Source organism: Nocardia sp. NPDC003183 (assembly GCF_053590715.1).
In genome coordinates this window covers 900008-921398 of the sequence record NZ_JBSFTG010000001.1, presented here as the reverse complement: position 1 = coordinate 921398, position 21391 = coordinate 900008, and the positions used below count along the sequence as shown (strand labels likewise).

19 protein-coding genes are annotated in these 21391 nt (G+C 70.1%); 8 read left to right on the top strand and 11 right to left on the bottom strand.

Annotation, left to right across the window (positions count from 1 at the left end):
- The first annotated feature begins 55 nt into the window (after window positions 1-55).
- Window positions 56-709, top strand: coding sequence for a TetR/AcrR family transcriptional regulator (locus ACWDXS_RS04205; RefSeq protein WP_174551036.1), 654 nt, complete (start codon window positions 56-58; stop codon window positions 707-709).
- Window positions 710-745: 36 nt separating this feature from the next.
- Here the strand turns inward: ACWDXS_RS04205 and ACWDXS_RS04200 are convergent, their stop codons facing one another.
- Together ACWDXS_RS04200 and ACWDXS_RS04195 are read right to left on the bottom strand one after the other, a co-directional pair.
- Window positions 746-1891, bottom strand: a complete 1146-nt coding sequence (locus ACWDXS_RS04200) for a thiolase family protein (protein ID WP_449961869.1) — start codon at window positions 1889-1891, stop codon at window positions 746-748.
- Entirely contained in the window at window positions 1884-3320 is a 1437-nt protein-coding gene (locus ACWDXS_RS04195) for a class I adenylate-forming enzyme family protein (protein WP_449961866.1), read from the bottom strand. Before ACWDXS_RS04195 ends, ACWDXS_RS04200 begins: the two co-directional genes overlap by 8 nt.
- Window positions 3321-3373: 53 nt before the next feature.
- Here ACWDXS_RS04195 and ACWDXS_RS04190 point away from each other — a divergent pair, with 53 nt between their 5' ends.
- Window positions 3374-4138, top strand: a complete 765-nt coding sequence (locus tag ACWDXS_RS04190) for an SDR family NAD(P)-dependent oxidoreductase (RefSeq protein ID WP_378990217.1) — start codon at window positions 3374-3376, stop codon at window positions 4136-4138.
- 166 nt (window positions 4139-4304) lie between these two features.
- Here ACWDXS_RS04190 and ACWDXS_RS04185 read toward each other — a convergent pair whose 3' ends face one another.
- From ACWDXS_RS04185 to ACWDXS_RS04170, 4 genes are read right to left on the bottom strand one after another with little or no spacing between them, the layout of a single operon-like run.
- Window positions 4305-5072 (bottom strand): enoyl-CoA hydratase/isomerase family protein, encoded by a 768-nt coding sequence (locus ACWDXS_RS04185; RefSeq protein ID WP_449961862.1) that lies wholly within the window; start codon window positions 5070-5072, stop codon window positions 4305-4307.
- Entirely contained in the window at window positions 5072-6343 is a 1272-nt protein-coding gene (locus tag ACWDXS_RS04180) for an acetyl-CoA hydrolase/transferase family protein (protein ID WP_449961859.1), read from the bottom strand. Before ACWDXS_RS04180 ends, ACWDXS_RS04185 begins: the two co-directional genes overlap by 1 nt.
- Complete coding sequence (locus ACWDXS_RS04175; RefSeq protein ID WP_449961856.1) at window positions 6340-7230, bottom strand: HpcH/HpaI aldolase/citrate lyase family protein; 891 nt, start codon at window positions 7228-7230, stop codon at window positions 6340-6342. The genes ACWDXS_RS04180 and ACWDXS_RS04175 overlap by 4 nt, the downstream gene beginning before the upstream one ends.
- Window positions 7227-8414, bottom strand: a complete 1188-nt coding sequence (locus ACWDXS_RS04170; protein ID WP_449961853.1) for a CaiB/BaiF CoA transferase family protein — start codon at window positions 8412-8414, stop codon at window positions 7227-7229. Before ACWDXS_RS04170 ends, ACWDXS_RS04175 begins: the two co-directional genes overlap by 4 nt.
- Before the next feature lie 171 nt (window positions 8415-8585).
- Here ACWDXS_RS04170 and ACWDXS_RS04165 point away from each other — a divergent pair, with 171 nt between their 5' ends.
- From ACWDXS_RS04165 to ACWDXS_RS04145, 5 genes are all read left to right on the top strand, one after another.
- Window positions 8586-10124 (top strand): AMP-binding protein, encoded by a 1539-nt coding sequence (locus ACWDXS_RS04165; protein ID WP_449961850.1) that lies wholly within the window; start codon window positions 8586-8588, stop codon window positions 10122-10124.
- A gap of 10 nt (window positions 10125-10134) precedes the next feature.
- Window positions 10135-10923, top strand: a complete 789-nt coding sequence (locus ACWDXS_RS04160; protein ID WP_449961847.1) for an SDR family NAD(P)-dependent oxidoreductase — start codon at window positions 10135-10137, stop codon at window positions 10921-10923.
- A 56-nt stretch (window positions 10924-10979) separates the two neighbouring features.
- The gene (acuI, locus tag ACWDXS_RS04155) at window positions 10980-11984 is read left to right on the top strand and encodes an acrylyl-CoA reductase (NADPH) (protein WP_067444879.1); all 1005 of its coding nucleotides are present in this window, start codon (window positions 10980-10982) and stop codon (window positions 11982-11984) included.
- Between the two features lie 13 nt (window positions 11985-11997).
- A complete protein-coding gene (locus ACWDXS_RS04150) occupies window positions 11998-13194 on the top strand; it encodes a MaoC family dehydratase (protein WP_449961843.1) in 1197 nt (398 codons plus the stop codon).
- Window positions 13195-13273: 79 nt separating this feature from the next.
- Window positions 13274-14935, top strand: coding sequence for a class I adenylate-forming enzyme family protein (locus ACWDXS_RS04145; protein WP_449961840.1), 1662 nt, complete (start codon window positions 13274-13276; stop codon window positions 14933-14935).
- Between the two features lie 16 nt (window positions 14936-14951).
- Here ACWDXS_RS04145 and ACWDXS_RS04140 read toward each other — a convergent pair whose 3' ends face one another.
- Genes ACWDXS_RS04140 through ACWDXS_RS04120 form a run of 5 tightly spaced genes read right to left on the bottom strand, consistent with a single transcriptional unit; the run spans window position 14952 to window position 20110 of the window.
- Window positions 14952-16055 (bottom strand): acyl-CoA dehydrogenase family protein, encoded by a 1104-nt coding sequence (locus ACWDXS_RS04140; protein ID WP_449961837.1) that lies wholly within the window; start codon window positions 16053-16055, stop codon window positions 14952-14954.
- Window positions 16052-17224, bottom strand: coding sequence for an acyl-CoA dehydrogenase family protein (locus ACWDXS_RS04135; RefSeq protein WP_449961834.1), 1173 nt, complete (start codon window positions 17222-17224; stop codon window positions 16052-16054). Before ACWDXS_RS04135 ends, ACWDXS_RS04140 begins: the two co-directional genes overlap by 4 nt.
- Window positions 17221-18003, bottom strand: coding sequence for an enoyl-CoA hydratase/isomerase family protein (locus ACWDXS_RS04130; protein ID WP_449961832.1), 783 nt, complete (start codon window positions 18001-18003; stop codon window positions 17221-17223). The genes ACWDXS_RS04135 and ACWDXS_RS04130 overlap by 4 nt, the downstream gene beginning before the upstream one ends.
- Entirely contained in the window at window positions 18000-18962 is a 963-nt protein-coding gene (locus tag ACWDXS_RS04125) for an acyl-CoA dehydrogenase family protein (protein WP_449961829.1), read from the bottom strand. The genes ACWDXS_RS04130 and ACWDXS_RS04125 overlap by 4 nt, the downstream gene beginning before the upstream one ends.
- Complete coding sequence (locus ACWDXS_RS04120; RefSeq protein WP_449961826.1) at window positions 18959-20110, bottom strand: acyl-CoA dehydrogenase family protein; 1152 nt, start codon at window positions 20108-20110, stop codon at window positions 18959-18961. The genes ACWDXS_RS04125 and ACWDXS_RS04120 overlap by 4 nt, the downstream gene beginning before the upstream one ends.
- 118 nt (window positions 20111-20228) lie before the next feature.
- Between ACWDXS_RS04120 and ACWDXS_RS04115 the strand changes: the two genes are divergently transcribed.
- Window positions 20229-21032, top strand: a complete 804-nt coding sequence (locus ACWDXS_RS04115; protein ID WP_067444864.1) for a FadR/GntR family transcriptional regulator — start codon at window positions 20229-20231, stop codon at window positions 21030-21032.
- The last annotated feature ends 359 nt before the right edge of the window (window positions 21033-21391 follow it).

The following is a 21391-nucleotide window of genomic DNA, read 5'->3' as shown; positions in this document are numbered from 1 at the left end:
TTCTCCGGTACAGTGCATGCATGTTCTGCACACCTGACCGAGGATGGAGGCAACCGTGACCAGCGTCAGCGAAGAGCCCGCGTGGAAACAGCGGGCCGTCGAGCGGTCCATCCGCGGGGCGAAACTGCGCGCCGAGCAGCGGGTGCAAAAATTCCTCGACGCGGCGCAGGCGATCATCACCGAGAAGGGCACCACCGACTTCACCGTGCAGGAAGTCGTCGACCGCTCCCGCCAGTCGCTGCGCAGCTTCTACCTGCAGTTCGACGGTAAGCACGAGCTGTTGCTCGCCCTGTTCGAGGACGCGCTGAGCCGGACCGCGGATCAGCTGGCGGCGGCCGCCGAGGGCAAGACCGAGCCGCTGGATCGGCTGCGGGTGACCGTGGAGCTGCTGTTCGAATTATGCAGGCCCGACCCGGTCGCCCAACGGCCCCTGTTCACCGATTTCGCGCCGCAGCTGCTGGTCTCGCACCCTGCTCAGGTCAAGGTCGCGCACGCGCCCCTGCTGTCGCTGTTCACCGACCTGATGGAACAGGCCAAGAAGGCGGGTGCGCTGCGCGCCGACCTCAACCCGCACCGCATGGCCGCCGTCGTGATGCAGACGGTCATGTTCACCGCCCAGTCGGCGGGCGGCGCCGACGAGGACAGCGCACACCCCATCACCGCGGGCGAAGTCTGGGACTTCTGCGCGTTCGGGTTCGCCGAATCCTGAACGACCGGGTGGCCGCGGAGGCCACCCGGTATCACCTCAGGGCGCGGCTACCTCGACGACCGTCGCCGAGCCCATACCACCACCGGCGCACAGCGCCGCGATGCCGAAACCGCCACCACGGCGCCGCAATTCGTGCACCAGGGTGGCGATCATCCTGGCCCCGGTCGCCGCGACCGGATGCCCCAGCGAGCACCCGCTGCCACTGACATTGACCAGTTCCGGGTCGATGTCGAGCGCCTTGATCGCGGCCAGCGGCACCACCGCGAACGCTTCGTTGATCTCGATCAGACTCACCTGCGACAGCGAGATCCCCGCCCGCGACACCGCTTTCGCGATCGCCTCGATGGGCGCGAGGCCGGTGACGGCGGGGTCGACCGCGACCGACGCCCACGACCGGATGACACCGAGCGCGGGCAGCCCGAGCCGATCACTGGCGATGGCCAGGGCCGCGGCCCCGTCGTTGGCGCCCGCGGCGTTGCCCGCCGTGATGCTGAAACCCTCGATCTCGGGGTGCAGCACCTTCAACCCGGCCAGCTTCTCGATAGTGGTGTCGCGGCGTGGGTGCTCGTCGACCTCGAACAGGCCGTGCGGGGTCTTGATCGGCACGATCTCGTCGGCGAAACGCCCCTCGTCGATGGCGGCGATGGCGTTGCGGTGCGAACGCAACGCCCAGGCGTCCATCTCCGCACGCGAGATACCGGCTTTGACCGCCGCGTTCCAGCCGACGGTGATGGACATGTCCAGATTCGGCGCATCCGGACGATCGGGATGCGTCGGCGAGGTCCACGGGTCGAGCCATTCGTCCTCGCCGACCCGGAAACGCAGGCGCGGCGCGGTGGAATCGGCGTTCACGCCACCGGCGATGACGAGCCGGTCCATACCCGCGCGGATGCTCGCCGCGGCGGACTGCACCGCGGCCATCCCCGCCGCGCAGTGCCGGTTGGTGGCGAGGCCGGGCACCGTGGTGAGCCCCGAGGTGACCGCGGCGTGCCTGGCCAGCACGCCGCCGCCGTAACGCCCCTCGCCCAGGATGACATCGTCGATCTGATTCGGATCGAGGTCGGCCGCCACCGCGGCGACCACATGATCGGCCAGCGTGAAGCCGTCGGTGTCGCGCAGCGTCCCCTTGCGCGCGGTCCCGATGGGCGTGCGCAGCGCGGAGACGATGACTGCTTCAGGCATGGGTGCCCTCCATTTCGGCGACAAGGGTGCGTCGCAATAGTTTTCCGGTGTCGGTCTTGGGCAGCTCGGTACGGAACACGACGGCGTCGGGCGTCTTCGACGAACGCAGCCGGTCCTTGACCCACTGCTTGACCTGCGCTTCGTCACCGACCCCCACGACCACCGCGACCAGGCGCTGACCCCATTCCGCATCGGGCACGCCGATCACCGCGGCCTCGGTGATGCCGGGGCATCCGAGCAGCACGTCCTCGATCTCGGCCGGTGCGATGTTCTCCCCGCCCCGGATGATGGTGTCGTCGGCGCGGCCGTCGATGAACAGGTAGCCGGCGGAGTCGAGCCTGCCGAGATCACCGGTGGGGAACCAACCCTCGGCGTCGAGGGCGCTGCGGCCGCCGTATTCGCCCGAGATCTGATCACCACGGACGAAGACCAATCCGGTCTCGCCGACCGCGACGGGTTCGCCCGCGGCGCTGCGGATCTCGAATTCGATGCCGGGCAACGGGCGGCCCACCGAGCCGAGACGATCGCGCACGAGCTCGTCGGCGGAGGCGGCGGCGGCCCGGTGGTCCTCCGGTCCGAGGACCGCTACCGAGGACGCGGTCTCGGTGAGCCCGTAGGCGTTGACGAAACCGGTCTCGGGGAACACCCGCAGTGCGCGATCTAGCACCGGTCGCGGCATGCGCGAGCCGCCGTAGGCCAGCGTCGCCAAGGTCGGGGTGCTCGCGTCGGGTCCGTCGACCGCGGCGACGATGCGCGCCAGCATGGTCGGCACCAGCATCGCCTGGGTGATCTGTTCCCGGCGTACCGTCGCCAGCCACTCGGCGGGGTCGAAGGCGGGCAGATAGACCACCCGGCGGCCGGCGTAGAGATTGGAGAGCAGGTTCGTCAGCCCCGCGATGTGATATGGCGGCACCGACACCAAGGTCGCGTCGGTGGTCGCGGCGGCACCGAACTCCACGGTGTTGAGCAGGTAGGCCATCAGGTGCCGGTGGCGCAGCAGCGCGGCCTTGGGCGCGGAGGTGGTGCCGCTGGTGTAGAGGATCACCGCCACCGAGTCCGCGTCCCACGGCGTCGCCACCTCGGGCGCGTCGGGCTGGGCGGGGTCGACCGCCACCAGGGCGTCGAGGTCCTCCGGTCGCAGGACCAGCGCGCCGGGGTGGCGTTCGAGCAGCGCGCTCAGCTGGGCATCGCCGAGCCGGTAGTTCAGCGGCACGAACGGCACACCGGCCAGCACGGCGCCGAACAGGGCGATCGGATAGGCCAGGTGGTTGGCGCCCAGATACAGCACCGCGGAGTACTCCTGGAAGCGCGGGGTCGCACGTCGGGCGCGGTCGAGCAGGTCTGCCGCGGACAGCGAGCGGTCGCCGACCGTGATCACCGATCGGCTCCCGGCCGAGGCGGCCATGTCTAGGATCATGCCAATGTTCATGAGAACATTATTCTCACAGCAAGAGAGTGTTGATTTCAAGAGAGGAAAACAACATGGATATAAGTGGTAGTTCCGCCATCGTGGTCGGCGGTACCGGCGGGCTCGGGGAGGCCACCGTCCGTCGCTTGCACGCCGCGGGGGCGAAGGTGGTCGTCGCCGATGTCGCCGACGACAAGGGCAAGGAACTCGCGGCCGAACTCGGCATCCGCTACGTGCACACCGACGCCACCAGCGAGGAGTCCGTTCAGGCCGCCATCGACGAGGCGCAAACCCTGGGCCCGCTGCGGATTTCGGTCGATACGCACGGCGGTCCCGCCAGCGGCGGACGACTGGTCGGCAAAGACGGCAGCCCGCTCGCGCTCGACGGCTTCCGCACCACGATCGAGTTCTACCTGACCGCTGTGTTCAATGTGCTGCGGCTCTCGGCCGCCGCCATCGCCAAGCAGGAACCGCTCGACGAAGGCAGCCGCGGCGTCATCGTCAACACCGCCTCGATCGCGGCCTACGAGGGCCAGATCGGCCAGCTCCCCTACGCCGCGGCAAAAGGCGGCGTGGTCGGCATGACCTTGGTCGCGGCCCGCGACCTGTCCCCGCTCGGCATCCGGGTCGTCACGATCGCACCCGGTACGTTCAACACCCCCGCCTACGGCAAGGCCGCCGATCGCTTGGAGGCCCACTGGAGCACGCAGGTCCCCCACCCGAAGCGGATGGGGCAGTCGCCGGAGTACGCGCAGCTGGCGCAGTCCATCATCGAGAACGACTACCTCAACGGTGAAGTGATCCGCCTCGACGGCGCGCTCCGCTTCCCGCCGAAGTGACCACGGTCGGCACGCATTGACGCTCGCGACGGTCGATGCGACGACCATCGAGGGCATCCGAACCGGGCCGAGGCAAGCGTATTCCCCTCGCCCGGATTCGGCCCGCGGGCACGAGCCGACGTTCCCGGTACACCCACCGAATTGGCTGTGGCGGCAGCCGAATGTCTCAGCGGCCCAGCCAGATCGGGGTTCGCTTCTCCGCGAATGCGCGCGGCCCTTCCTGCGCGTCGGCACTGTCGTAGCACTCGACGGCGGCAGCTCTGGCGGCCCCCAGCGCGTCGGAACGGCCCATCTCGGTGGCGAGCATCACCGTATCCCGCGCCGCCCGCACCGACAGCGGTGCGCCGCGCAGGATCTCGGCAGCCAGTTCCAGCGCCGCCGTCAGGACCGCGCCCGGCTCGGCGAGGCGATTGACCAGGCCCACCTCGTAGGCCCGGCGCGCGGTGATCGGCGCGCCGGTGAGCAGCAGCTCCATCATGATCCGCTGGGGGATCATATGAATCAGCGGCGCGGCCCACGGCGAGCTGCGCCCCACCTTCACCTCGGTGATCGCGAACGTCGCCGCCGTGCTCGCCACACACAGGTCGCAGGCCTGCGCGATCATCCACCCGCCGGCGAACGCGGCGCCGTTGACCGCGGCGATCGTGGGCTTGGACAGCTCGATGGTGTCGTAGGGCAGCGGGAACATCTCCGGCGGGGGCACCCGCATCCCGGTGTCCACCATCTCCTTGAGATCGCCGCCCGCGCAGAACGCCTTGTCACCCGCACCCGTGAGCACGGCCACGCGCAGCGCGGGATCGTGTTCGAACCGGTCCCACGCGGCGTACAGACCCGCGCGCACATCGGCGGCCAGACAGTTGCGGGTTTCCGGCCGGTTCAGGGTGATCACGGCGATGCCGTCGGCCCTGGCGTCGAAGAGCACGGCGTCGTTCATCAGAAACCTCGCTGCTGGATCAGGTGGGCGGCTCGGTCGAGCTCAGCCCGGAAGTCGGGATGGGCGATGGCGATCAGTCGGCGCGTGCGCTCGGCAACCGATGCGCCCGCGAGTTCGGCGGCGCCGAACTCGGTGACGATCACATCCACGTCGCTGCGCGCGGTCGTCACCGGACCGGACAGACTCGCGGTGATCCGGCTGAGGGTGCCGCCTTTCGCGGTGGCGGGCAGCGCGATCACGGCGTGCCCGCCCGGTGAGCGCAGGCCGCCACGAACGAAGTCGACTTGACCGCCGGTCCCGCCCAGATAGGCCGAACCGCTCTGTTCGGCGTTCACCTGGCCGGTCAGATCGACCTCGAGCGCGGAATTGAGCGACACCAGATTGTCCAGGGTCGACAGCACGCCCGCGTCGTGGGTGTAGGAGGTGGCGCGCATGCCGATCAGCGGGTTGCGATGGGCGAAGGAGTAGAGCCGTTCGGTGCCGATCAGCGCCCCGGTGATCGACACACCTCGATCGATGCCCTTGCGCGCGTTGGTGATCGCGCCGGACTCGATGAGATCGACGACACCGTCGCCGATCATCCCGGAGTGCACACCGAGATCGGTGCGATCGCCCAGCAGCCGCAGAACCGCGTCCGGCACCGCGCCGACGCCGACCTGCAGCACGGCGCCGTCGCCGATGTACTGGGCGGCGTGTTGGGCGATGGCGTCGTCGGTCGGGTCGGCGGCGGTCGGCGCGACGGCGACCGGTGGCCTCGAAACCGTGACAGCACAGTCGATGTCGGCGCTCGCGAGCAGCGCGCCGTGGGTGTAGGGCACCCGCTCGTTCACCTCGGCGATCACGACCCGCGCCTTCGTGACAGCGGCCCGGACGTAGTCGCTGATCAGCCCGAGGCTGTGGTTGCCGTGCGCGTCGGCGGGGCTCACCTGGACGAAGGCGACGTCGCAGCCGAGCGTGCCCGCCGCGATCATCGGCGCGACCCGGCTCACGTGGCACGGGATCACGGTCAGTTTGTGCGCCTTGGTCATCGACCGCAACGTGCCGATCGCGCCCATGCTCGACAGCGCGAAACTGTCGGCCGTCTCGGGGGTGAACAGTCCGGAGAAGCTGGTGGCGATGAACGCGGAGAGCCCGCCGATCTCGCGACCATCCGCGATCAACGCCTCGACGAGGGTGGTCGGCTCGCCGCACGCCTGACCGATGACGATGCGGTCGCCGTGGCGCAGGTAGCGGCCCAGATCCAGCCCTGTCGCCGCGACCGAGACGCTCACGCCCGTCCGCCCGATGCCAGCAGCGCCTGCGCGCGGGCCAGGTGCGGACGATCGAGCATGGCGCCGCGATGACCGAGGGCGCCGACGCCGGGATGGGCGGCGAACAGATCCACGATCTCCTGGGCCGCGGCCAATTCCGCGAGCGTGGGGGTGAACGCCGCGTTGATCACCTCGACCTGGTCGGGATGGATGGCGAGCATGCCGCTGTAGCCGTCGCGACGCACCCGCTCGGCTCTGGCCCGCAGCCCGGCCAGGTCGCGGAAGTCGCCCTGGATGGTCTCCACCGCCGCCACCCCGGCGGCGGTGGCGCCGAGCAGACACAGACTCCGTGCCAGCTCGTAGGTGAATCCGTAACTCCCGTCCGGATTTCGGTTCTCGGCGGCGCCCACCGAATCGGCGAGGTCCTCGGCGCCCCAGGTCATCGCGACCACCCGGGGCGCGCCACGGTAGGAGCCGGTGGTGAACATGGCTTCGGCGGTCTCGGTCACCAACACGATGACCTTGGTGGAGCCCTGTTCGATCCCGGCGGCCACCTCCAGCGCGCTCAGATAGTGGTCGAGACGTTCGACATCGGCGCGACCGCGCGACTTGGGCAGCATGATGCCGCCGGGCCGAGCGGCGACGACGGCCGCCAGATCGGCCAGGGTGTGTGGTCCGTCGAGCGGGTTGACCCGTACCCACAGCCGGCTCGCGTCCGCGGGCCGCGTGGTGAGCAGATCGGCGATCATCGCGCGGGACTGCGCTTTCGCCGCGTCGAGGACGGCGTCCTCCAGATCGAAGATGACGATGTCGGCCGCGCTGGCCGCCGCCTTCTCCATCTTGCGCCTGCTGTCGCCTGGCGCGAAGAGCCAGGAACGCGCGCGAAAGGCTTCTCCGAGACTGGTCATTGCTGCTCCGATGCTGCGGTGGTGTGATGGGTCGTTATCTCGTCGAGTACTTCCGTGGTGTGGGCGCCGAGTCCGGGCGCGCCACCGGCGACCCGGCCGGGGGTACGGGAGAACCAGGTCGGCGGGCCGGGAAAGCGGACCGCGCCGTGCTCGGTCTGGACCGTCTCGAAGAAACCCGCCGTGTTCAGGTGCGGATCGTCGAAGAGTTCGTCGAGGGTGCGCACCGGGGCGGCCGGAATATCGAGCGCGCGCAGCAGGTCGAGCCATTGCTGGGTCGTGCGCTCGGCGAACGTCTCGCTCAGCAGGCCGTAGACGGTATCGATCCGGGCCGCGCGCTGGGCGAGGGTGGCGAATTCCGGTCCGGCCCACGGTGGTTGGACCGCGTCGATGAACGCCGACCACTGCTTGTCGTTGTAGACCAGCGCGCTGACATAGCCGCCGTCGCTGGTCCGGTAGGGCTTACGGTTGGGCGTGACGGCGCGGGGGTACACGGCGGGACCGAGCGGTGGGCTGAACAGCGCGCCGTTGGCGTGTTCGACCAGCATGAACGCGGCCATGGTCTCGAACATGGCGACCTCGACCTCCTGCCCCTCCCCCGTCCGCTCCCGATGGAACAGCGCCATGGTGGTGGCGTAGAGCGCTGTCAGCCCGGCCACCTTGTCGGCCAGGATGGTGCCGACGTAGCCCGCCGTTCCGGTCAACTGCTCCTGCGCGGAAAGCAGGCCGCTCTCGGCCTGGATGGTGTCGTCGTAGGCAGTGAAGTTCGCGTAGGGCCCACGCCTGCCGTACCCGTAGCAGTTGGTGTAGACGATCGACGGATTGATCGCCGACACCGCGGCGTAGTCGAAGCCGAGTCCGGCGATCGCGGTGGCGCGCATCGAGTGGATGAACACGTCGGCGTCGGCGATCAGCGCGCCCAGCGCCTGCTTGCCCGGCTCCGAGCGCAGATCCAGGACGACGCTGCGTTTGCCCCGGTTCACATTGACGAACACCCCTCCCATCGCCGGGTCGGGGCCGACCGAGATGTAGCGGGTGTTGTCCCCGGCGGGCGGCTCGATCTTGATCACGTCCGCACCCATGTCGGCCATGATCTGGGTGCAGTAGGGGCCCATGACCATCGCGGTCAGATCCAGGACACGCAGCTCGGACAGTGGTCCCGAGCGCGTCGTTGTTCGAGGTGCCATCACGGCTCGACCTCTCCTCCGTCACAGGGATCCGGCAGCCGAGAGATGTTGGCGGCCGGGCGGATTCGGCATCGGCGGAAGCCACATCCAGGAGCTCGCGCGTGCTCCGGGACAGCGGGACCGAGCCTATAGTATGAATCATTACAAGGATAGTGAGGGGAAGAAGAAGTCGTGGACGACATCGACAACAGCGACCCATCGGGCTCGCACCCACCTCGGCACGCGACCGTCGCCGGGGTATTCGACACCGCCCTGCGCGAGCGCCCGGACGCCGCCGCGGTGGAGGCGGTGTCGGGCGTCTGGACCTATGCCGAACTCGACGAACGGGCCGACCGGGCGGCGGGGGCACTGTGGTCGCTGGGCGTGCGGCCCGGCGACCGGGTCGCCGCGTGCCTGCCCAACGACCTCGACATCGTCGCCGCGTTTCACGGCGCGCAACGGATCGGCGCGATCTGGGCGGGGATCGGCGAGGCGCTCACGGCGAGTGAGCAGCGCTACCTCGACGAGCTCTGCGCTCCGATGGTCGTGCTCGCCGGGGAGCACTGTCGATTGACCGCGTCCACGTGCGTCGATTCCGATCGATGGGCCGACCTGATGGCCGCCGGGTCGGTCGCGCCGCGGGTCGAGGCCGACGTCGACGCGCCCGCCGCCATCGCCTTCACCAGCGGCACGTCGGGACAGCCCAAAGCCGTAGTGCACAGCCAGCGCAACCTGCTCCTGCCCGGCGCGACGCTCGTCGCCACACGCGGCTGGGGCCCCGAACTGCGCAAGGGCGACAGCTTTCCGCTCACCATCCTGAACCTCATGGTCCTGTCCACCCTGCTCACCGCCCAAGCCGGTGGATGCGCGGTGGTGATGAACCGGCGCGACGTCGACGGTGTCGCCGAATGGATCGCCACGCGACGGGTCACCGTGTGGAACGGCGCGCCCGCGCAGCTCTACGACCTCGCCCGCCGCCCCGACCTCGATCTCAGCTCGCTCACCGAGGTGTGGAGCGGCGGCGGCGACACCCCGGAATCGCTGCGACAGGCGTTCCACGCGGCGCACGGGCTCGTGCCCCACGTCACCTACGGCCTGACCGAGGCGCCGACCGTCGTCTCCATCGACCCGCCGCGCGCGGCCCCACGCCCCGGAACCTGCGGGCAGGTACTACCGCAGTACACGGTCGCGGCGTACGACGACGACGGCCATCCGCTGCGCGCGGGTGAGCTCGGTGAATTGCGCCTCGACGGCGTCACCACCGGACCGTGGGCGCACCGGTGGCGACCGATGCTGGGTTACTGGGAACCCGAGGGCATTCGAGCGCCGGCCCCCGGCCCGATCCCGACCGGTGACATCGGGACCGTCGACGCGGACGGCTGGCTGACCGTGCTCGACCGCAAGAAGCTCGTCATCATCCGTGGTGGCGCGAACGTCTATCCGCTCGAGGTGGAACGTGTCATCGCCGCCCACCCCGGCGTCGCCAAGGTCGCGGTCTGTGGCATCGCCGACGACCGGCTCGGCCATCGCGTCGCCGCCGTGCTCGAGCGCGCCGGCGCCCCGATCGATATCGCCGAACTCACCGCGCTGTGCCGGCGCGAGCTCTCGCCGTACAAGGTGCCCGAGATCTGGTCGGTGGTCGATGCCCTGCCGGTCAATGCGATGGGCAAGGTCGAACGCACGAAACTGCCCGCGCTCGCCGCCCGGCGACCACACTCCACCGAAGCCTGAGGAATCCGCCATGACACCCGAGCGCGACACGACCGCACGGCTTTTCGACCTCGACGGACAGGTAGCGATCGTGACCGGCGCGTCGTCGGGTCTCGGCGCCGCGGTGGCGACGGCCCTGGCCGACCTGGGCGCCCGGGTGGCGGTGGTGGCCCGGCGCCGGGATCGTTTGACCGAACTCGCCGCGCGGATCGACGGCCTCGCCGTAGCGTGCGATCTGTCCGATCTCGACGGCAGCGGCGAGGGGCTCGAGGCGATCGTGCCCGCGGTCGTCGCCGCGCTGGGTCCACCGGAGATCCTGATCAACGCCGCGGGCACGATGTTCACCACCGAACGCGCCGAGGACGAACCCCTCGACGCCGTCCGTCGCACGATGGATCTCAACCTCGTCGCGCCGTTGCGGCTGTCGCAGCAGGTGTTTCCGCATATGCGCGCGCTCGGTCGCGGCACGATCGTGAACATCTCCTCGATCAGCGGGCGGGTCGGCATCCCCGGCATCCCGCAGGCGTCCTACGCCGCGAGCAAGGCCGGGTTGTCCGGGCTCACCGCCGAACTCGCGGTGCAGTGGGCGCGGCATTCGATCCGGGTGAACACGGTCGCGCCGGGCTTCTTCCGCAGCGAGATCACCGGGCCGCTCTACGAGAGCGAGCGCGCCACGGAGTATCTGCGGCGCAATACGCCACTGCCGAAGGAGGGCACCGCGCAGGACATCGTCGGGGCCGTGCTCTGGCTGGCGGGCGACGCGGGCAGCTACGTCACCGGCCAGACGATCGTGGTCGACGGCGGCTGGACCACCCGCTGACGCATTGAACAGTCAAGCATTGCTATCCTTAATAGGATTGACGTAATGTGCTCGCCATGGACGACACGACGACGGCGAAGTTCTCCGCGGTACTGATCGAAAAAGACGATGCGGGACGAAGAGTCGCGCTGACCAGCGTGGCCGAGTCCGCACTCCCGGACGGCACCGTCGACATCGACGTCGAGTACTCGACGCTGAATTACAAGGACGCCCTGGCGATCACCGGCGCCTCCCCCGTGGTGCGCAGCTTCCCGATGGTGCCCGGCATCGACCTAGCCGGCATCGTCACCGACAGCGCGCACCCGGACTGGGCCAAGGGCGACCGCGTGGTACTCAACGGCTGGGGTGTCGGGGAGACCCACTGGGGTGGCCTCGCCCAGCGCGCCCGGCTCGACGGCGACTGGCTCGTGCCGCTACCCGAGGCGTTCACCGCCCGTCAGGCGATGGCCATCGGCACCGCGGGCTACACCGCGAGCCTGTGTGTGAGCGCGCTGCTCGACCACGGCGTGCGACCCGAGCAGGGCGAGGTCCTGGTCACCGGCGCGACCGGCGGAGTCGGCGGCATCGCGATCGCCCTACTCACCGCGGCCGGCTTCACCGTGGCCGCCGCGACCGGAAAAACCGACGAGGCCGACTACCTGCGTCGGCTCGGTGCGGCCACGGTGCTCGACCGCGCCGAACTGGGTGCGGGCGGCAAGCCGTTGCAGAAGGAACGCTGGGCGGGCGTCGTCGACTCGGTCGGCAGTCACACCCTGGCCAATGCCTGCGCTCAGACCCGCTACGGCGGCGCGGTCGCTGCGTGCGGGTTGGCCCAGGGCATGGATTTCCCGTCCTCGGTCGCGCCGTTCATTCTGCGCGGGGTGACCCTCTACGGCATCGACAGCGTCATGGCGCCGCGCTCGCGACGCGACGCCGCCTGGTCCCGGCTCGCCCGCGATCTCGCCGCCGACACCATCGAGGCGATCGTCGAGGAGATCACGTTGGCCGACACCATCGCCGCCGCCGAGCGGCTCATCGCGGGCACGGTGCGCGGTCGCATCGTCGTCGACGTCAATCGATAATTCAGGAGCAGCTGTGAGCACGAAGCCGGACCGACCCGCGACCGCCCAACTCGATCTGTCCGATGTCGACCATCGGGTCGGTCAGCCGATCGGCGGCGGCCAACTGTGGGACCCGTGCAGTACCTCCGACATTCGCCGCTGGGTGATGGCGATGGACTACCCCAATCCCGTGCACTGGGATCACGAGTTCGCCAAGGAATCCCGCTTCGGCGGACTCGTCGCCCCGCAGTCGATCGCCGTGGCCTTGGACTACGGGCACGGTGCGGCGCCCGCCTGCGTCGGCCACATTCCCGGCAGCCACCTGATCTTCGGCGGCGAGGAATGGTGGTTCTACGGCTGCCCGGTGCGGCCCGGCGACACCCTGTTCCAGCAGCGCCGCTTCCACGACTACAAGGTCGCCGATACGAAATTCGCTGGGCCGACCATGTTCTCGCGCGGCGACACCACTCACACCAACCAGCACGGTGTCCTGGTGGCGCGCGAGCGGTCCACCGCGATCCGCTATCTCGCCGCCGAGGCCGCCGAACGCGGGCTCTACGAGAACCAGTTCGGCGCGGTGAAGAGCTGGACCCCGGCCGAACTCGGCGCGGTCGACGCGCTGCGCAACGACTGGCTGCTGTCCAACCGCCACGGAATCTCGCCCCACTTCGACGAGGTGAAGGTCGGCGACAACCTGCCGCGCCGGGTGATCGGACCGCACACGGTCGCCAGCTTCACCACCGAGTACCGGGCGTTCCTGTTCAACATCTGGGGCACCTTCGGCTGGGTCGCCCCGCCGGGCATCGCCGACCCGTGGGTGTATCAGGACCCGGGCTGGGTGGAGGGTTTCGCCTTCGACGAGGAGGGCGCCAAGATCGACCCGCGCAAGCGGGACGGACTCTACGTCGGCCCGTCGCGCGGGCACATCGACGCGGACAAGGCCAGCGAGGTCGGGATGGCGCGCGCCTACGGCTACGGCGCCACCATGGGCGCCTGGTGCACCGACTACCTCGCCTACTGGGCCGGTTACGACGGCATGGTCCGCCATTCCAAGGCGAACTTCCGGCTGCCCGCTTTCGAGGGCGATGTGACCTACTTCGACGCCGAGGTGATCGGCAAGGACGCGGAGTCGGCCTGGGGCGTGCCGATCGTGCAGATCAAGCTGCGCCTGACCAATCAGGACTTCGGTGTGCTGGTGGACTGCACCGCCGAGGTCGAGCTGCCGTTCTAGCGGCGCCGAGACGAATCCGCGAGAGAGGCCGATGATGGGCGTGGAGTCCGAAACCGTATCCGCACAGGCTGTTTCGCTCGTGACGGGACCCGACCTGAGCAGCGAGCCCGGCCTCGGGCCGCTCACGCTGCCCGGGTTCCTGCGCACGGTGACCCAGAAGTACGGCGATCGCGAGGCCGTGATCGCCACATCCGCACAGGGCGAGATCCGGTGGACCTACACCGATCTGTGGGAGCGCGCCGTCGAGGTCGCCACGGCGCTGCGCGCCACCGGCCTCGGCAAGGACGGCCGGGTCGGGGTGCTGATGACCAACCGGCCCGAATGGATCGCGGCGATGTTCGGCGCCGCGCTCGCGGGCGGGGTCGCCGTGGCCCTGAGCACCTTCTCCACCCGCGCCGAACTGGAATTCCTGCTGCGCGAGTCCAGCGTCTCGGTGCTGCTGTTCGAGCGGACCGTGGCGGGCAAGGACTTCGCGGCGATCCTGACCGAGCTCGAGCCCCGGATCGGCACGGCCGAGCCCGGCGCGCTGGACTCGACCGAATTCCCTTTCCTGCGCAGGCTCGCGATGATCGGCGAGCCGACACCGAGCACCGCGATCCAGACCTGGGCCGACTTCCTGGCCGAGGGCCACGGCACCCCCCGTGCGCTGGTCGAGGCCACCGCCGCGGCGGTGCGGCCCAGCGACGCGGCGGTGCTGTTCTTCTCCTCCGGCTCGACCAGCACGCCCAAGGGCATCCTCAGCGCGCACGCCGGGGTGACCATCCAGATGTGGCGCTTCCAGCGCATGTTCGCCTTCACCCCCGCCGACAATGTGCGGTGCTGGGCGGCCAACGGCTTCTTCTGGTCCGGCAATTTCGGTCAGGCGCTGGGCTCGACGCTCGCGGCGGGCGGGGTCCTCGTGCTCCAGCCGACCTTCGACGCCGCCGAGGCACTGGATCTGATGGCGGCGCAGCGGGTGAACTTCCCGGTCGCCTGGCCGCACCAGTGGGCCCAGCTCGAAGCCGCCCCCAACTGGGCCACCGTCGATCTGAGCAGTATGCGGTTCGTGGACTACGACACCCCGATCGCCCACCATCCCACCGTCTCGACCAGGTGGTACGAACCCGGCCACGCCTACGGCTGCACCGAAACCTTCACGATCGCCACGTGTTTCCCCGCCGACACCCCGCCCGAGGTGCACGCGGGCAGCAGCGGCCTTGCCCTGCCCGGCATGACGATCAAGATCGCCGACGCGCTCACCGGCGAGATCGTCGCGCGGGGTGCGCGCGGGGAGATCTGTGTGAAGGGCCCCACCCTGATGCTCGGCTATCTCGGGGTCCGGCGCGAGGACACCTTCGACCCCGACGGGTACTTCCACACCGGCGACGGCGGCTACCTCGACGACACGGGCCGGCTCTACTGGGAGGGCAGGCTCACCGACATCATCAAGACCGGCGGAGCGAACGTCTCACCGCTCGAGGTCGACGCGGCCCTGAACAACCATCCCGGCGTGAAGGTCACCCGCACAGTCGGCGTCGCGCATCCGACCCTCGGCGAGGTGGTCGTCGCGTGCATCGTGCCGCACGCCGGGGCCGAGCCCGCGGCCGAGGAGATCCGCGCCTTCCTCAAGGCGCAGCTCGCCAGCTACAAGGTGCCGCGCCACGTGCTGTTCTTCGACGACGCCGATATCGCGCTCACCGGCAGCGCCAAGATCAAGTCCAGCGATCTGCGCGAACTGGCCGAAGCCCGGCTACGGGGATAGCCGGGCCGGTTGGCGTTCAGGCGCCCGCGCGATGCGGCGCCTGAACGGAATACCGCCGGGCCAGTGCGGCGCGATGGCGCGCGGGCGAACCGAACAGCGAACGGTTGAGCGCGGCCCGCTTGAGATAGACGTGGATGCCGCTCTCCCAGGTGTAGCCCATGCCCCCGTGCAACTGCATCGCCTTACCCGCGATGTCGACCGCCGCCGCGCACGCGTAGGACTTGGCCATCGACGCCGAGGTCGACGCGTCGGCGGCGTCACGCGCCTGGTCGCGCACCGCGGCCTCGACGAGTTTGCCCGCGACCCGCACCTGCACGAGCATGTCGGCGCATGCGTGTTTGACGGCCTGGAACGAGCCGATCGGCCGGCCGAACTGTTCGCGCGTACCGACATGGGCGACGGTGGCGTCGAGCATGGCCCGGCTCAGGCCGAGACTGTCGCAGGCCACCGCGACGGCGGCCCGGTCGCGCAGCCGATCGAGCACCCGGACGGCATCGTCATCGGTGAAGGGCCACAACGACTCCGGGGCCACCGCCACCCCGTCGGCGACAACGCTGCCGAACCGGCGGGTAGCGTCGAGCACCGGCTGTTCGGCCACGAGCAGCCCCCGCGCGCGGGGATCGACCTCGACGAGCACCCCTCGGCCCGCCCGATCGAGCGCGGGGACGAGCAACTGTCCGGCAGCCGGTGCGTCGAGAACGAAATCGGCCGTGCCGTGCAGCAGCGGCCCCCGCGTCGACGGCTCGATCCGGAACCGCGTCGGTCCCGTCGCCTCACCCGCGAGCACGAGGATCGGGACGGCCGCGCCCACAGCGGTCTCGCGCAGGAGCTGGTCGCGCCGCGGCGTCGCGACGACGCGAGTGAGCGCGCCGACGCCGAGCGCCGCGACCGCCGGATACGCGCCGCTCGCGGCGGCCCGGCCGAACTCGGCGAGGACCACCGCGACCTCGGCGAAGGTGGCCTCGGCACCGTCGAAGGCGGCGTGGACCTCGAGGCCGGGCCAGCCCGCGTCCGCGATCGCCGTCCAGTCGGGCGCGGCGGCGGATCGGCGCAGCAGCTCGCGCGCCACCCCGGCCACCTCGTCGTGTAGGTCGGCGAGGTCGTGCTCGTCGGAGGTCATCGTTTTCCCCTGGGTTCTCGAGGCAGGCCGAGGCCGCGCTCACCGATGATGGTGCGCTGGATCTCGCTGGCGCCGCCCGGAATCGTCCATTCCCACGAGCCGAGGAAGTCCAGCATCCAGGCGCCGGACTCCCAGCCGCTCGACAGCGGTTTGCGCAGCTCGGTGTGGGTGGCCAGCCCGGCCATCTCGGTGCCGAAGTCGGTCATCCGTTGCAGCAGTTCGCTGTAGAACAGTTTCACGATCGAGGCGTCGGCCGGGCCGGGCTGATCCTCGGCGGCCGCGACATCGGCGCACAGCGCGCGCAGCCCGGTGAGTTCGATCTCCAGTTCGGCGAGGCGGTCGGCGACCAGCGGATCATCGAGCGGACAGCTCTCGACCAAGCGGCGGAAACCGTTGTTGCCCAGCCGTTCGGCCAGTTCGAGCATGGTCATGCCGCGTTCGGCGCCGAGGGTGCGCTGGGCCACCTGCCAGCCTTCGTTCTCCGCGCCGACCAGCCGATCGGCGGGGATCACCACCTCGTCGAGGAAGATCTCACAGAAGTGCGACTCCCCTGTCGCCTGCCGGATGGGCCGCACCTCGACGCCGGGGGCGCGCATGTCCAGCAGGAAGTACGAGATGCCGTGGCGCGCGGGCGCGTCGGGATCGGTGCGGGCGAGCAGCAGACACCAGTCCGCGTGCCGCGCGCCGCTGGCCCACAGCTTCTGTCCGGAGACGACATAGCCGTCGCCGTCGCGGCGGGCGGTGGTCGCGAGCGCCGCGAGGTCCGAGCCCGCGCCCGGCTCGGAGAAGCCCTGGCACCAGATCTCGCCGTCGAGGATCGCCGGCAGGTGGCGACGGCGTTGCTCGTCGGTGCCCGCGGCGAGCAGGGTGGCGGCGGCGTGGTGGATCGAGACGAAGGCCAGGACCAGTCGGGGCGCGTCGTGGGCGGCGAGCTCCTGATAGAGCACCACCTGCTCGGCCGTCGACATGCCGCCGCCGTATTCCTTCGGCCAGTGCGGGACCGCGAAACCGGCCCCGCGCAACGTCTGGAACCAGGACTGCTGGAAATCGACGAACTCGCGCTCGGCGACTCCTGTCTGCGCCTGCCGCCAGTCGGCGGGAATCCGCGTCCGGCACCACTGCCTGACCTCGGCGCGGAAGGCGTCGATGGTCCGCGCGGTCGAGGTCATCGGGGGCGCGCGTTCTCGTGCAGGGCCAGCAGCCGATCGCGGTGCGCGGCGGACTGCATGGTGGCGACCTCGGCCGCGAAACCGGCCTGCATCGGACCGCCGAGCGCCTGGGACAGATACATGTTCACGATCCGCTTGGTGCCGCGCACGGCCTCGGGCGGCAGCGCGGCCAGCCGGTGCGCCAACGTCCGTGCCTCGTCGAGCAGGGCGTCGGGGGCGACGCTGCGCGTGGCGAGCCCGAGTTCCACGGCGGTGGCCGCCGAGATCCGGTCACCGGTGAACAGGAATTCGCGCGAGCGCAGGATCGGGGTGAGCAGCGGCCAGAACGCCGCCCCACCGTCCCCGGCGATCAGCCCGACCGCGACGTGCGGATCGGCCAGATGCGCCCGCTCGGAGATCAGCGCCACATCGCAGAGCACCGCGAGGCTGGCCCCGAGCCCCACGGCGGGCCCGTTGACCGCCGCGATCACCGGCAGCGGGAAACGCAGCATCTCCTCGATGATCTGCGCGCCCTCCCGGATGCTCTCGTCGCGGCCGACGGGGTCGTCGAGAAAGGAGGTGATCCAGCCCAGATCGCCGCCCGCGCTGAACGCGCGACCCACCCCGGTGAGGATCACCACCGAGGCGTCGCGGTCGGCGGCCAACTGCCGCCACACATTCGCCAGCGCCCAGTGCAGCGCCTTGTTCACCGCGTTGAGCTCGTCGGGCCGGTTGATCACCACCGTGCGGATCGGGCCGTCGCATTCGACGATCAGTTCGTCGGGCAAGTCGTATCTCACCGCGCCACCTCCGGGCGGTCGTCGGCACGGCCCGCGCCGAACAGCCCGGTCAGCCCGGTGCGGCCGAGGCGGTCGGTGAGGACCTCGCTGGTCGCGGACAGGCCCAACGGCAGCCGCCGCAGCGGCAGGCTGTAGCGCGAGAGCCACGACAGCGGCGACTCGTCGCAGAAGCCGATGGCGCCGTGCAACTGGTGCGCGACCCGGAAGACGATCTCGGCGGCCTCGATCGCGGCCGAGCGCAGCGCGAGCGCGTCATCGAGCGCCTCGGGCCGCCCGGCCTGGATGCTCCACAGCGCGTACTTGGCCAGCATGTCGACGCCGCTACGCTCCACCTCGGCGTCGGTGAACTGGAACTGCACGCCCTGCAACTGCGCCAGCGGCTTGCCGAACTGCTCGCGCAGCAGCACGTGGGCGCGGGTGAGATCCAGGGCGCGGTCCAGCATGCCGAGCAGCGTCCAGCACGGCAGCACCAGCCCCAACGCCACATCGGCGGCGCCGTCGTCGTCGAGGTGGCGCAGCGCGAGCGAGGTGACGAACGCCGAGGTCCGGGGCGCGTGCGTGGGCCCGACCTCGACGGCGGAGCGTCGACCGGTGATCGTGACCGCCGCCCAGCGCAGCGCGAGGTCGGCGACGGGCGCGGCCGGATTGGTCTCGGCGACGACGAGCAGTCCGTCGACCGCGAGATCGGCGGGCCGGGCCAGCCGTTCGGCCAGCGGATAGGGCAGCGCCCAGTAACCCGCGCTGCGGCACAGGGCCGCCGCCGCCTCCAGTTCGTCGGCGTCGCCGCGCGGATCGAGATCCCACGCACCCAACCGCGCGAGCACCGGCGCGAACACGCTCTCGCGCCGCGCGGGTTCGCGTTCACCGAGCTGGACCAGGTCGTCACCGCCCGCCGCCGCCAGCGCCAGCGATGCCTGTCGGCCGAATTCGAGCGCGTCCGCGCTCAGCTCGATGTTCACGACGCCGCCAGCAGCGCGCGGGCCAGCAGAATCCGCTGCATCTCGATACTGCCCGAGGCGACGGTGGCGGCTTGGGAGTAGCGCCAGTGTTCCTCGGCCTCGCGCCGGAACCGATGTGGCCCGTCGGCGCCGGCCGGGTGGAGGTGGGCGGCGAGTTCCACGAGTACCTCCGCGCTGTCCTGGTCGAGGGTGGTGACCGCGATGCGGTAGGCGGCGGCGTCGCTGGGTCGTACCTGGCCCAGGCGTTGCAGCGACAGCACCCGGTAGGCCAGTAATCGCGCGCGGCGGCAGTGGGTCAGCATGCGGGCCCATCGGCCACGCAGTTCGGCGGGCAGCGCGTCCCAGCGCTCGCCCAGCGCCGACGGCGCGGCGAGCAGCAGCCGTTCGCAGCGGGCGTAGCGGGCGATGCCGACCCGTTCGAAGGCCAACACCTCCTGCACCACCTTCCAGCCCTCGTCGACCGGGCCGAGTACATCGGCTTCGGTCACCCGCAGGTCGTCGAAGAAGACCTCGTTGAGGTGGTGCGGGCCGATCATGGAACGGATCGGGCGCACCTCGATGGCCGGGTTGGACATCGGGACGAGGAAGATCGTCAGCCCGGACTGTTTGCGTTCGCCGGTCGAGGTGCGGGCGAGCAGGAAGCACCACTGGGCCATCGCGGCGTAGGAGGTCCACACCTTCTGCCCGGTGATCCGCCAGCCGTCGCCGTCGCGGCGCGCCGCGGTGCGCAACGACGCCAGGTCAGAGCCCGAGTCCGGTTCGCTGAAACCCTGGCACCAGATCACCTCCCCCCGCGCGATCGGCGGCAGATGGGTCCGCTGCTGGGCCTCGGTGCCGTGGCGCATGATGGTGGGCCCCACCCAGTTCACGCCCATGTACTGCGCACCGCGCGGTTCGTGGTGGGCCCACATCTCCTCGCGCACCACGGTCTGTTCCCAGATGGAGGCGTCGCGGCCGCCGAACTCGGCGGGCCAGGCCAGGCAGAGCAGGCCGCGTTCGGCCAGCAGGCGGGAGAACCGCTGGGCGGCCTCGAAATCGGCCGGGTCGTCGGTGAAGGCCCCCAGAAAATCAGCCGGGACGTGCTCGTCCACCAGACGACGCAGCTCCCCCCGCAGGTCCGCGGCGGCCGTTCCCATCGTGAAATCCATGATCGGACTGTAGTTAATCCTCATAAGGATAGCAATATTTGACATAATAAGGATAGCAATACTTGAATGGTTGACCCGCGATCAATTACACTCCCGCCATGGATGATCGGCGGGTTCGTTGACCACCCCGAGACGGGGCCGAGTTCCGCAGCGTCGCATCGCGGAGACCGTCGCGGCCGAACTGCGCGACCACATCCTCTCCGACGACAACTACCGCCTCCCCACCCAGGATCAGCTGGTCAAGGACTTCGGCGTCAGCTACCCCTCCATCCGGGAGGCGCTGCGCATCCTCGAGACCGAGGGCCTGGTCACGGTCCGGCGCGGCAACGTCGGCGGCGCCGAGGTCCACCGGCCCGACGAGGTCTCCGCGGCCTATCACCTCGGGCTCGCCCTGCAGGGCGCCCGCGTGACGCTGGGCGATCTCGCGTCCGGACTCCAGGCGCTCGAGCCGATGTGCGCCGCCGCGTGCGCCCGGCGCGAAGACCGCGCCGAGGTGGTCGTCCCAGCCCTCGAGGCCGCCGTCGACGACTCGGCCACCAAGGTCGGCGACGGCGTGGCCTTCACTCAATCCGCTCGCGAGTTCCACGATCTCGTCGTCTCGTTCACCCCGAACGTGACCATTCGCTACGTCGTCAGCACGCTCGTAGCCCTGTGGTCGGCACAGGAGCAAGCCTGGGCGGAAGCGACGACCCGGCGCGGCGAGTACCCGTCCGAGGCCGACGCACGCGACGCCGTGCGCTTCCATCGCCGGCTCGTCGAGCAGATCGCCGCGGGTGAGGCCGAGGAGGCCGAGCGGTTGGCACGCGCGCACCTGGCGGCGACCCAGTCCGTGGTGCTCGAGCGATTCGACGGCGGTGTCGTCAACGCGTCGTCGGCCATGTCGCGCCAGTCGATCCAGTCCGGCCACCGCGCTCGCCTCTAGCCGAGTCCGGCCGAACCCCCGGACTTCGCGCGGCTCTCCGCAGCCTGACCGCACCACGCCGATAGTCGAATCACGGCGGGGCACAACAATATTCAGTCGCCGCGTGCCGTAGCCCCCCGCTATGCGCCGACCGGCAGTACGCCACCGCGTTCACCCCCGCTGACGGAGTCGAATCACGCGACCCACCCCGTGGGACCCAGCGCGAGGCTTCTTCGTGCGCGGATCACCACGCAATTCCCCACAAAACCGCACGTCATCAGCGGTAGAGTTTGCCTTGCCTCAGAAGAGATTGCGATTCTCACTCTTCGCGCATGCTAGCTAATCCTTACAAGGATAACAATACTTGCAATGCTCACCGC